The sequence below is a fragment of the Shimia aestuarii genome (assembly GCF_900114635.1).
GTDB classification, from domain to species: domain Bacteria; phylum Pseudomonadota; class Alphaproteobacteria; order Rhodobacterales; family Rhodobacteraceae; genus Shimia; species Shimia aestuarii.
The window spans coordinates 81051-92758 of sequence record NZ_FOTQ01000001.1; the positions used below are offsets into that span (position 1 = coordinate 81051).

13 protein-coding genes are annotated in these 11708 nt (G+C 61.9%); 7 read left to right on the plus strand and 6 right to left on the minus strand.

What is annotated here, in order from left to right:
* Nucleotides 1-67: 67 nt before the first annotated feature.
* Nucleotides 68-1513, minus strand: a complete 1446-nt coding sequence (locus BMZ35_RS00420) for a M20 family peptidase (RefSeq protein WP_093089987.1) — start codon at nucleotides 1511-1513, stop codon at nucleotides 68-70.
* Nucleotides 1514-1663: 150 nt separating this feature from the next.
* Between BMZ35_RS00420 and BMZ35_RS00425 the strand changes: the two genes are divergently transcribed.
* Nucleotides 1664-2896 (plus strand): mandelate racemase/muconate lactonizing enzyme family protein, encoded by a 1233-nt coding sequence (locus tag BMZ35_RS00425; protein ID WP_093089988.1) that lies wholly within the window; start codon nucleotides 1664-1666, stop codon nucleotides 2894-2896.
* Nucleotides 2897-2909: 13 nt separating this feature from the next.
* Here BMZ35_RS00425 and BMZ35_RS00430 read toward each other — a convergent pair whose 3' ends face one another.
* A complete protein-coding gene (locus BMZ35_RS00430; RefSeq protein WP_093089989.1) occupies nucleotides 2910-3626 on the minus strand; it encodes a winged helix-turn-helix transcriptional regulator in 717 nt (238 codons plus the stop codon).
* A 155-nt stretch (nucleotides 3627-3781) separates the two neighbouring features.
* Here BMZ35_RS00430 and BMZ35_RS20715 point away from each other — a divergent pair, with 155 nt between their 5' ends.
* From BMZ35_RS20715 to pdeM, 5 genes are all read left to right on the plus strand, one after another.
* A complete protein-coding gene (locus tag BMZ35_RS20715) occupies nucleotides 3782-4006 on the plus strand; it encodes a hypothetical protein (RefSeq protein ID WP_131814302.1) in 225 nt (74 codons plus the stop codon).
* Nucleotides 4007-4117: 111 nt separating this feature from the next.
* Nucleotides 4118-4540: an acyl-CoA thioesterase gene (locus BMZ35_RS00440; RefSeq protein ID WP_093089991.1), complete on the plus strand. Its 423-nt coding sequence runs from the start codon at nucleotides 4118-4120 to the stop codon at nucleotides 4538-4540.
* A 110-nt stretch (nucleotides 4541-4650) separates the two neighbouring features.
* A complete protein-coding gene (locus BMZ35_RS00445; protein WP_093092415.1) occupies nucleotides 4651-4941 on the plus strand; it encodes an ArsR/SmtB family transcription factor in 291 nt (96 codons plus the stop codon).
* 6 nt (nucleotides 4942-4947) lie between these two features.
* Complete coding sequence (locus BMZ35_RS00450; RefSeq protein WP_242654662.1) at nucleotides 4948-7371, plus strand: ligase-associated DNA damage response DEXH box helicase; 2424 nt, start codon at nucleotides 4948-4950, stop codon at nucleotides 7369-7371.
* 116 nt (nucleotides 7372-7487) lie between these two features.
* A complete protein-coding gene (pdeM, locus tag BMZ35_RS00455; protein ID WP_093089992.1) occupies nucleotides 7488-8153 on the plus strand; it encodes a ligase-associated DNA damage response endonuclease PdeM in 666 nt (221 codons plus the stop codon).
* Between the two features lie 24 nt (nucleotides 8154-8177).
* On the opposite strand, the gene BMZ35_RS00460 is transcribed toward pdeM, so the two are convergent.
* Complete coding sequence (locus BMZ35_RS00460; protein WP_093089993.1) at nucleotides 8178-8942, minus strand: LytTR family DNA-binding domain-containing protein; 765 nt, start codon at nucleotides 8940-8942, stop codon at nucleotides 8178-8180.
* Nucleotides 8943-9064: 122 nt separating this feature from the next.
* Between BMZ35_RS00460 and BMZ35_RS00465 the strand changes: the two genes are divergently transcribed.
* Nucleotides 9065-9487 (plus strand): PaaI family thioesterase, encoded by a 423-nt coding sequence (locus BMZ35_RS00465; RefSeq protein ID WP_093092419.1) that lies wholly within the window; start codon nucleotides 9065-9067, stop codon nucleotides 9485-9487.
* A gap of 54 nt (nucleotides 9488-9541) precedes the next feature.
* On the opposite strand, the gene folD is transcribed toward BMZ35_RS00465, so the two are convergent.
* From folD to BMZ35_RS00480, 3 genes are read right to left on the minus strand one after another with little or no spacing between them, the layout of a single operon-like run.
* Nucleotides 9542-10444 (minus strand): bifunctional methylenetetrahydrofolate dehydrogenase/methenyltetrahydrofolate cyclohydrolase FolD, encoded by a 903-nt coding sequence (folD, locus tag BMZ35_RS00470; protein WP_093089994.1) that lies wholly within the window; start codon nucleotides 10442-10444, stop codon nucleotides 9542-9544.
* Nucleotides 10445-10456: 12 nt separating this feature from the next.
* The gene (locus BMZ35_RS00475; protein ID WP_093089995.1) at nucleotides 10457-11350 is read right to left on the minus strand and encodes a bifunctional 5,10-methylenetetrahydrofolate dehydrogenase/5,10-methenyltetrahydrofolate cyclohydrolase; all 894 of its coding nucleotides are present in this window, start codon (nucleotides 11348-11350) and stop codon (nucleotides 10457-10459) included.
* Nucleotides 11351-11361: 11 nt separating this feature from the next.
* The gene (locus tag BMZ35_RS00480; RefSeq protein ID WP_093089996.1) at nucleotides 11362-11658 is read right to left on the minus strand and encodes a chorismate mutase; all 297 of its coding nucleotides are present in this window, start codon (nucleotides 11656-11658) and stop codon (nucleotides 11362-11364) included.
* Nucleotides 11659-11708 lie beyond the last annotated feature (50 nt).

Here is an 11708-nt window from a genome sequence, read left to right on the forward strand (position 1 = left end):
AATTAATAAGCATACCGACTATTTGTCGATTTCTCACGACTTAACAAAAGCTTGGCATCTGCCTCGCTTACTGCTTCAGGATCAATGCCGCGTAGAAGTTGATGCCTTTCTCGATATTCTCGATCGAAAGCCGCTCGTTCAAACCGTGGAATCGCGCAAGGTCATCCCCTTCGATCTGGAACGGGTTGATCCGATAGGCCGCCTTGGCCGCCTTGGCATAATGGCGTGCATCCGTCGCCGCGATGGTCAGCCCCGGCACCGAGGCGATCGGGCCAAATGCCTGCCGGATCGCGGCTTCGATATCTACATATCCCGGCCCGCTGGAATCCGACACCGGCGAGGCGGGCGAAGCGAATTCCCGCTGCACCACGATCTCGATTTCCGGATCGTCAATCGCAGACCGCACATGCGCTTCGATATCATCCACGCTATCACGCGGATGGATGCGAAAGTTGATCGTCGCCACCGCGCGCTGTGCCAGCACGTTTTCCTTGGGCGACCCTTCCAGCATGGTCGGCGCCGTGGTCGTGCGCAGCATCGCATCCGTCGACGGCGACCCGGACAAAATCCCCTCCAAGAGCGGATCAAACAGCCAGCGATTGGCAAAAATCGCGCGTTTCTCGATGGTGAAATGCCGCCCCAGCGCGTCAAAGAACTCGGCCGATACACCCGTCAACCCGCCGGGCACGGGGTTGTCCTGCAACCGCGCCACCGCCTTGGCCAGCTTGCCCACCGCCGTTTCGCGCGGCGGCATCGACGAATGCCCGCCCGCCCCCGTGGCCACAAGCTGCATCGTCACATAGCCCTTTTCCGCAAGGTTGATGCTCGCCACCGGCACGTCCAGCCCGGGGATCACCTTGTCGAGCACGAAGGACCCTTCATCCAACGCCCATTCCAGTTCCACACCCAGTGCCTTCAGATGGGCCGCCACCGCCTCGGCCCCCTTGCCGCCGGTCTCCTCATCCCCGCCAAAGCTCAGGTAAATCGTGCGTTTCGGTGTGAACCCGTCGGCGATCAGCTGTTCCGCCACGGTCATGATCGCGATCAGCGCGCCCTTGTTGTCGAGCGTACCCCGCCCCCAGACAAATTCGCTGTCGACCGCGCCCGCATAGGGCGGATGCTCCCATTGATTAAGCGAAAACGGCGCCACCGGCACCACGTCATAATGCGCCGCCAAAAGCACCGGCGCCAACGAAGGGTCCGTCCCCTGCCACTTGTAAAGCGGGGTCACGGGCTCAAGCTCGACCCGCTCCATCGTGGCATGCACCTTGGGATACTCCGCCTCCAGAAACGCAAGGAACGCGCGAAAATCCGGGCGGCTCATATCCGTGGACACGGTCTCGAACGTCACCGCCCGGCTCAGCGCCCGCACCGCCCCCTCAAGATCGGCCTCGAACCGGAACGGTTCCGCCTCGGCCACCGCCTCGGGGCGGTACTGAAACGTCTTCACGCCAATCACCGCGGCCAACACCACCAGAACCAGCAAGATCCCGGCCAGAATCCGTTTCAACATGTTCAATCCCCTCTCCCACTTACCGATCAATCTGCCCAAAGCCCTCCTGCAAGTCACCCATGACCCGGCGTTATCCCGACATGCACCTGTCGCATTCCGCCTTGCACGCTCAGAAAACGCACGTCAGCCTGACAGGAAAGGGAGATCAACATGCGCCTCACGGACCTCGACATCATCGTCACCGCCCCCCCCGCCCCCGGCTGGGGCGGGCGCTACTGGATACTGGTGAAACTCACCACGGATACCGGGATCACGGGCTGGGGCGAATGCTACGCCTCTTCGATTGGCCCCGACGCCATGACCCACGTCATCCGCGACCTGTTCGAACGGTATTTCGAAGGTGAAAACCCTGAGAACATTGAAAAACTCTTCCGCAAAAGCTATTCCTCCGGCTTCACCCAGCGCCCCGACCTCACCGTCATGGGCGCGTATTCCGGGCTCGAGATCGCCTGTTGGGACATCCTCGGCAAGGACCGCGACCGCCCAGTGCACGCGCTGATCGGCGGACAGATGAATGACCGTCTGCGCGCCTATACCTACCTCTACCCGCTGCCCCATCACGACATCAACGCCTTCTGGTCCTCGCCCGAACTGGCCGCCGAATGCGCGCTGGCCATGGTGGACAAGGGCTATACGGCAGTGAAATTCGACCCCGCAGGCCCCTACACCATGCGAGGCGGCCATATGCCCGCGATGAACGACATCACCAAATCCGTCGCCTTCTGCAAAGCTATCCGCGAGGCCGTGGGCGACCGCGCCGACCTTCTCTTCGGCACGCATGGTCAATTCTCCACCGCAGGCGCGATCCGCCTTGGAAAGGCGCTCGAACCCTATTCCCCACTCTGGTTCGAAGAACCCATCCCGCCTGACAACGTGGCCGAAATGGCCAAGGTTGCCCGCGCCGTGTCGATCCCCGTGGCCACCGGCGAACGCCTCACCACCAAGGCTGAGTTCGCCCCCATCCTGCGCCAGGGCGCGGCCACGATCCTGCAACCCGCGCTTGGGCGCGCGGGCGGCATCTGGGAAATGAAGAAGGTCGCCGCCATGGCCGAAGTCTATAACGCCCAGATGGCCCCGCATCTCTATGCCGGGCCGATCGAATGGGCCGCCAATATCCAACTCGGCCTGTCGATTCCCAACTGCTTGCTGGTCGAAAGCATCGAGACCGATTTCCACTATAACCTGATCAAACACAGCTTCCGGGTTGAAGACGGCTATATCGCCGCCCCCACCGGCGCGGGTCTTGGCATCGAGGTCGACGAAGACCTCGCCCGCGCCCACCCCTTCACCGGCGACGGGCTGCATCTTGAGATGCAGAACGATCCCTGTGACTACAAACACGGCAACAACTTCGCCGGAGGCGCGCCGCCGGTGACGGACTGACACGCTGTCAAACCTACGCCACTCCTTCCCCCGGGGCGCGCAACATCGCGATCCCTTCGGCGGTGCTGTGCTTCGACTTGGGAAACCAATCCGGCAAAGATCGCTTCAATGCCGCATCTCCACTGACGTACATCCGTCCCAGTTCTTCTTCACGCGCCAGCGTGGACCGTCCCATGATCACAGCCCCAAAAGACTCCGTAGTTGTTTCCACGTAAAGATCCACCTCGAAGCCCGGCACGTCCACGCACACTTCCACTGGAAAACCGGGACGCAACAACAGCCAATAGACCTCGTGCGCCTCGTCCGCGTCCGAGAAATGAAACCGCACCACGATCCGACGCGCAGGCACCTTGCTCACATCCATCTTGCGCATTTTCCACATCAATGTGGACACTTCATAAGACAGCGCCACGTCCGCCTCGATGTTGGCCTGTGCCCAGTGCGCCAGCGCGATGAGCGCAGGCTCCAAATCCACGGCCTTTTGCGTGCGCAGGTAATCCACGCTTCCCTTGGCCGGATCCTCGATCCTCTCCACCATCCCTGCTGCCTCCAACTCGCTCAACCGACGCGACAAAACGGTCGGCGAGATACCTCCCAAGGCACGGCGAATATCATTGAACCGGGTTTCCCCGGCCCAAATCTCACAAAGGATCGGAAGCGTCCAACGCGCCTGCAAAACTTCGCAGGCTTTGGATATCGGGCAGATCAGCCCATATGGTTTGGCGGTCATGATCGCGCCCTCCCTTATGCGACAAGGGTAGTGGGATGCCCACCGCCGGGTCCAGTATCATTTGTGTACCGACCCGCTCTCTTTGGCCGACTGGCCGCATGATGCGCTCGTCACGCACACTTGTCCTAAAGGAAACAATCCAGAGGACATACCCGATGCCACTGAATTTCGCCCGGTTGACCCCGCCACTCCTGCGCGGTTTATTGACCCTTTACCGGATTCGCGGACGCATGGACTTGCCTGCCTCCTCCAAGTCCCGCGAATGCTCGCGCGCGCCCAAATCACATCCCGACTTTGCCCCGCGCACCTCCCCCCCGGGCGCGGCACGTGACGCGCTCGCGGGGTCCATGCTCTGGTATGCCACGCCGCGCGACTTCTGAACCACAACAAACACGTTCCCTCTCCCCCGAAAAAGGCCAAAAGCCCAACGGTTCCAATACTTCCCAAACAGCGGCATACTCGCCTTGTTCCACCCCAAAAGGAGTATACGCATGCCCGCTATGATTTCCTTCCGCTCGGTCGTCGAACCCTCCGACTGCGATTTTTTGGGCCACATGAATGTTTCCAGGTATTTCGCGGCCTGTTCCGATGGCGTCTTTGCCATTCAGTCGGAAATGGGCCTGACCGCCAATGACATGCGTTCGGGCCGCCGCCTGTCCTTTGCCGTGGTCCACGCCGACAGCGATTTTCGCGCCGAATTGTCTGCGGGAGACTCGATCTTTCTTGAAACCGCCATCCTCGAAATCGGCACCAAATCAATGACGTTTCGCCACCGCCTGATCCGCGCCGAGGACAAGGCCATTTCATTCGAGACGATCTTCAAATGCGTCATGCTGGATCTCGCCGCACGACGCGCCAGCCCAATTCCCGAAGACGTCATCAAAAAAGCGGAAGCTTGGCGGGAGACCGCGTAGTCAAATCACGACCGAACTCGCATTCGAAATCGCACCATGTTATAAAATGCGTGAAAACCCGAGGAACCGCACCCGTGAACATGCAAGCGCCCCCCGCTCCGCCCTCTGAAATGGCCCGCAGCGCCGCGTCGGCCGCCGCGTATCTGAAAACGCTCGCCCACGAGGGCCGCCTGATGATCCTTTGCCATCTCGGGTCAGGCGAGAAATCCGTGGGCGAATTGGAAAACCTTCTTGAAATCCGTCAAGCCGCCGTTTCGCAAATGCTCGCCCGCCTGCGCGAAGAGGGGCTGGTGTCCACCCGGCGCGAGGGCAAGACCATCTATTACAGCCTTGCGGACCAGAACACGGCCGAGGTGATCGGTATGCTCTACCGCCTGTTCTGTGGCCCTGCCGAGGATTAAGGCCCGGTGTCAGTCGCGGGCGCCCTGCCCCAACCGCTTGAAAACTGGTTTAAAACGCGCGGCTGGCAGCCCCACCCGCATCAGCGCGACATGCTCGCGCGCGCGAATGATCCCTGCACGCTGCTGATTGCGCCCACCGGGGGCGGCAAGACCATGGCCGGGTTCCTGCCCACGCTGGCCGACCTGGCCCGCGCGCCCCACGACGGCCTGCACACGCTCTATGTCTCTCCGCTCAAGGCGCTCGCCGCCGACATCAAGCGCAATCTGCGCGCGCCGGTGGATGAAATCGGCCTGCCCATCCGCATCGAAGACCGCACCGGCGACACCTCCAACACCGCCAAGAAACGCCAGCGCGCCGATCCGCCACATATCCTGCTGACCACGCCCGAAAGCCTTGCCTTGCTGACGTCCTACCCGGACGCGCCGCATATTTTCAAAGGCCTGAAGCGCGTGATCGTCGATGAAATACATGCCCTTGCCGAAAGCAAGCGCGGCGATCAACTCTTTCTCGCGCTCGCCCGTCTTCAAACCCTCTGCCCCGACCTGCGCCGCGTCGGCCTCTCGGCCACCGTCGACCGCCCCGCCGACATCGCCCGCCTTCTCGCCCGACATCCCGACCCCTGCCAGATCGTGACCGCCGATCCCGGCCCGGACCCGGACATCTCCATGCTTGAAACCGACGAGGAACCGCCCTGGTCGGGGGGCGGTGCGGCCTATGCGATCCCCGCCGTTCTCGAACAGGTCAAGCGCCACAAGACCACGCTCATCTTCCACAACACGCGCGCGCAGGCGGAAATTTTCTTTCATAATCTGTGGCTTGCCAATGACGAAGGCCTGCCCATCGGCATCCACCACGGCAGCCTCGACCGCGAACAGCGCCAAAAGGTCGAAGCCGCCATGGTGCGCGGCGATCTGCGCGCCATTGTCTGCACGGGTTCTCTGGATCTGGGCATCGACTGGGGCGACGTCGATCTTGTGATCCAGGTCGGCGCCCCCAAGAACGTCAAACGCCTTGTCCAGCGTATCGGACGCGCCAACCACCGGTACAACGCGCCCTCCAAGGCGCTCTTGGTGCCCGCCAACCGCTGGGAAGTCATCGAATGCGTCGCCGCGCTTCAGGCCGTGCGTGATCATGACCTTGACGGAGACCCGCGCGGCCCCGGCCCGCGCGACGTGCTGTGCCAGCACATCCTCCTGACCGCCGCCGCCGGACCTTTCGAAGCCGACGCGCTCTTTGAAGAGATGCAAAGCGCAGGACCTTATGTCGACCTGACAAGGCCCGAGTTCGACGCCTGCCTCGACTTCTGCGCCACGGGCGGCTACGCGCTCAGGGCCTATGACCGCTGGCAACGCCTGCAACAGCGCAGCGATGGACAATGGCAATTGCGCGACCCCCGCGCCGCTGCGCAAATCCGCATGAATGCAGGCACCATTCAGGACACCGATACGCTCAAGGTGCGCCTCAAACGCAGCCGCGGCGGCAAGCCTCTTGGCGAGGTCGAAGAAAGCTTTGCCGCCACGCTCTCGGCGGGCGACACCTTCCTGATCGGCGGACAGATCGTACGCTATGAAGGCCTCCGCGAAATGACCGTCGAGGTTTCACGCAACGCTGCAAGAAAGCCCCGTATCGCTGTGTTTTCAGGCACAAAATTCGCAACATCCACCCAGCTCTCCCAACGCATCCTGCGCAGCTTGCAACGCCACGAATGGCCCGACCTTCCGGCCCACACGGCCGACTGGATACACCTCCAGAACCGCATGTCCCGTCTGCCGGAACCGGGACGGCTTCTGATCGAAAGTTTCCCGCGCGATGGGCGCGAAAACCTCTGCGTCTATGGATTTGCCGGACGCAACGCGCAACAGACGCTTGGCCTGCTTTTGACCAAGCGAATGGAGGAAACCGGGCTGGCGCCGATGGGGTTTGTCTCGACCGATTATGCTACACTGATCTGGGGTCTGGACGCCGTCACCGACCCGACCCCGCTCTTTGATCTTGAGGCTTTCCGCGACGGGTTGGATGGCTGGCTGGCCGGTAACGCCCTGATGAAACGCACCTTTCGCGGCGCGGCCACGATCTCGGGGCTGATCGAACGCAACATGCCCGGCAAACGCAAATCCGGGCGGCAGGCGACGTTTTCCTCCGACATCCTCTATGACACGCTGCTGAAATACGATCCCGAACACCTCCTGATGCAGATCACCCGCCAAGAGGCGATGCGCGGCCTTGTTGATTTCGCCCGCATCGAAGATCTCCTGACCCGCGTCGAAACCCGGATCGATCTCGTGCGCACGCCCCATGTCACCCCGTTTGCGGCGCCGCTTTTCCTCGAAGTCGGCAAGGTTCCGGTCCAGAGCGGCAGCGCCGAAGAGCGTCTGCTCGCAGAAGAGACCGAGGCGCTCATGATGGACAGCGGACTCGCACAAATGTAATTCATAGGGTCTATCTTGCACCAAAACGGTGCATATTTTCGCAATAAATGTTCGAATAAGACAAGCGTCGCACGAACCCTCTTGCGCGCATGTTCACCCCGGTCTAGGAACACACCATGAACGGCGTAGAGTTTTCACTGGCGGGGGCAACCCTCACCGCGCTCGGCTCCGGCGCGCTCTGGTGGGCCGAGCGGCGCCTGCTCGTGGTGTCCGATCTGCACCTTGGAAAGTCCGATCGTCTGGCCCGACGCGACGGAGCGCAGCTCCCCCCGTACGAGACCCGCGATACCCTGATCCGGTTGGAAAACGATCTCAACAGCACCAACGCGGGCACCGTGATCTGTCTTGGTGACAGTTTCGACGATCTCGAAGCGGCCCGCACCCTTTCCGAGGCAGACCGTCTCTGGATCAACCGTCTTCAGGCAGGGCGCCGCTGGGTCTGGATCGAGGGCAACCACGATCCAGGTCCAATTGCCCTTGGCGGCACACATCTCGCCGAACTGCCCCTGCCGCCGCTCACCTTCCGCCATATCGCCCAGTCCGGCAAAAGCGGCGAAATCTCGGGCCACTACCATCCCAAGGTCCGCGTGCAAACCCGCCTGCGCGCCATCTCGCGTCCCGCGTTCCTATTCGATGCAGACCGCGTGATCCTGCCGGCCTTTGGCACCTATACCGGCGGACTTCGCAGCACCGACGCCGCACTGGCCACGCTCATGCGCCCCGAAGCTCGCGCCATCATCACCGGTCAGACCCCGCGCATGGTCCCCATGCCACGTGGATAAAACCTGCCATCCCTCTGACTCTGCTCAGAATATCCCGGCCTCATCGAGAACCGGGCGATAATTGCGGCTCACCGGCACACGCGTGTCATTCACCAGAATAAGAAAACATCGCCCCTGTTGCATTTCGCAGCGCCGGATCGCATCGCGCGCCACCCAATGCGACCGGTGCACCCGGAAACCCTCGACGCCTTCCATTTCCTTGATCGCGTCGGTCAGGCGCATCCGTACCCTTTCGCGCCCCTTGTCCGTGGTGACATCCACCGAATGATCCGTGACCGAAAGATGCAGAATCCACGGCGCCGCCTCGCCATTCAGCCTGTCCGCCAACCGGGGACGCACTCGTTCGACGGCGGCGGATCTGGCCCCGCTTGCGATCATCACAAACGCCCGGATCGTGACCACGGCCCCCGACACCAGGGCGACATAAGACAGGGTCAGGTAAAAGGGCACCGCCCCCACTTCGGGCCCGAAAAAGGGCACCTGCCCCAGCCCCCAAACCGCGACCGAGATGAACAGCGTGGCAAACATCCCCTCGACGACAAACCGGGTGATGTCGCTTTGCGCCGGGCACAGGTACACGGCCAGCGCCCGCCCGCCAAATCCCAGCAGGAACGACAGGGTGACGACCGCGCTCCAATAGATCACCCGCTGCCCGAAATCCATGTAGGAATACGTGCCAAACGGGCTCGCGACCACAACGGCGACGCAAAGCAAAAGCCAGATTGCCACAACCTGTGGCTTCAATATCGAGCGATAAGTCAATCGCGCGACTGCAAGAAATTTCTTCAATGTCTTTCCTGGAGACAGGCCCCCTTTGGGCGGCCACACCCTCTTGACCCGGGCCGCAAATGCTCTTCTCCTGCCACTGATCGCCCAAACCCGGATCAGCAACAAGGGGGAAACAATTGGATCTGTCGCGCGAAATTGCCGCAAAAGTCGAGCAGAGCTTTGCAAACCAGGCCATGATGACGACCTTCGGCGCGAGGTTGACCCGTCTCGCACACGGCATGGTCGAGATCGAGGCTCCCATTCTCGAACAATGTACACAACAGCATGGGTTCGGCCACGCCGCCCTGACCTTTGGTCTGGGCGATTCGGCCGCCGGGTACGCTGCCCTTTCGGTGATGCCACCAGAGGCCGAAGTGCTCACCAGCGAGATGAAGATTCACCTGCTCTCCCCGGCCCATGGCGACCTGTTGCGCGCCACTGGCAAGGTTGTCAAACCCGGACGGCGCCTCGTGATTGTACAGGCAGAGGTACATGCGATCTCCGGGGATCTGACCACACAGATCGCGCTTATGACCGGCACCATGGTTCCGGTTTTTCCAAAATAAAACAGGCGGATACGTCGATCCGCCTGCCATTCTTCAAACGCTCAGTCGCTGTTCTCAGGCCGTAAGACCCTCCGGTTCCGCCAGCCCGTTTGCCCGGCAGCAAGCGGTGACCGTGTTGGCCAGCAGACAGGCGATCGTCATCGGACCGACCCCACCGGGCACCGGCGTGATTGCCCCGGCCACGGCGGCGGCGCTTTCGTAATGCACGTCGCCCACCAGCCGGGTCTTGCCCTCGCCTTTTTCCGGCGCATCAATCCGGTTGATGCCAACGTCGATCACCGTCGCGCCGTCCTTGATCCAGTCGCCGGGCACCATTTCCGGGCGCCCCACCGCAGCCACCACGATATCGGCGCGCCGCACCACATCCGCCAGGTCCTTGGTCCGCGAATGCGCGATCGTGACCGTACAGCTGTCGCCCAGCAAAAGCTGCGCCATCGGTTTGCCCACGATGTTCGAGCGCCCGATCACAACCGCATCCATGCCCGACAGGCTGCCGTGATGATCCCGCAGCATCATCAGGCAGCCCAGCGGCGTGCAGGGCACCATGCTTTTCTGCCCGGTGCCTAGCAGGCCGACATTGGAAATATGGAACCCGTCCACATCTTTTTCGGGCGCAATCGAGTTGATCACAAGGTCTTCATTCAGATGATCTGGAAGCGGAAGTTGAACAAGAATACCATGTACTTGCGGGTCATTGTTAAGCTGTTGGATCAGGTTGAGAAGATCCGCCTCCGCCGTGTCCGCCGCCAGCTTGTGTTCAAAGCTGTTCATGCCCACTTCCACGGTCTGTTTGCCTTTCGAGCGCACATAGACTTGGCTCGCGGGGTCTTCGCCGACCAGCACCACAGCCAGCCCCGGAGTGATCCCGTTTTCTTCCTTGAGACGGGCCACATGCCCGGCCACCTTGTCGCGCACCTTGGCCGCAAAGGCCTTGCCGTCAATCACTTGCGCTGTCATCTTGATCTCCCGTTATACATCCGTCCGGGCATAGCTGTCCCGGTAATGGTCCATTTGCATCCGCGTCGCCAGCACGGCGTTTTTCATCAAGGTTGCGACGGTCACGGGGCCAACCCCGCCCGGTACGGGCGTGATCCATCCGGCCACTTCGGCGCAACTGTCAAAATCCGCGTCCCCCACCGTGCGCGGCCCGTCCGGCGTCTCGACGCGGTTGATGCCGATGTCGATCACCGCCGCGCCGGGCTTGATCATGTCCCCGGTCACAAGGCCCGGCTTGCCCACGGCAACAAAGACCGCGTCCGCCGCGCGCGAATGCATGGCGACCGACCGCGTCATGTGGTGGCACACCGTCACCGTCGCGCCCAAGCCCATCATCAGGAAGGCAATCGGTTTGCCCACGATTTCGGAGTGGCCAATCACAGTGACGTTCAGCCCTTCCATCTGCAGGGGCAGCGTTTTCAGGATCTCCACCGACGCCACCGCCGTACAGGGGCCCAGTGCGAGGTCATTATAGACGATGTTGCCGATCGACGCGGGGTGCATGCCCTCGACATCCTTGAGCGGGTGTACGGCCTTTTGCAGCGCCTTCACCGGGATATGTTCGGGCAACGGGCGCTGGATGATGATCCCGTTGACACGCGGGTCATGGTTCAGCCCCTGAAGAATCCCGATCAACTGTTCCAGCGACGTCTCCGCCGGATAGCTGCGCGCCTCGAACTGCACCCCGGCGCTTTCCGCCTGTTTCTGCTGGTTGCGCACATAAAGCTCGGCCGCCGCCGTGTCACCAACGCTCACCGAAACCAGGCGGGGCGACCAGCCCAGCTCGCTCAGCTTCTGCGCCTCGGCCCTGACGTCTGATCGCAGCTCCGCTGCAACCGCTTTTCCGTCAATCACAACTGCGCGCATGGTCCGCTCCGCTATTCGAAATCGATGCTCTGCGCTTCCCGCGCGATCGACCAGTCTATCAGTTTGCGCCACATCGCCTCGACGATCTCGGGGTCCAGCCCCTCGTCCCTGGCTGTGGCTTTCACCTTGGCCACAACATCCTCGATGCGGGCCGGAATAGAGGCGGGCAACCCCGCCTCTGTCTTGATCTCCACCGCGCGGTCGATATAGCCAGCGCGTTTTGCCAGCAACCGGACCAACTCCCGGTCCAGCGTATCGATCTGCTCGCGCAGCGTGGGCATATCGGGGCATTCGGCAGGGTCAAGCATCGCATTCCACTCGGAAATTTCTGCGCATGCCCTACCCTGCCTTTTGCCAA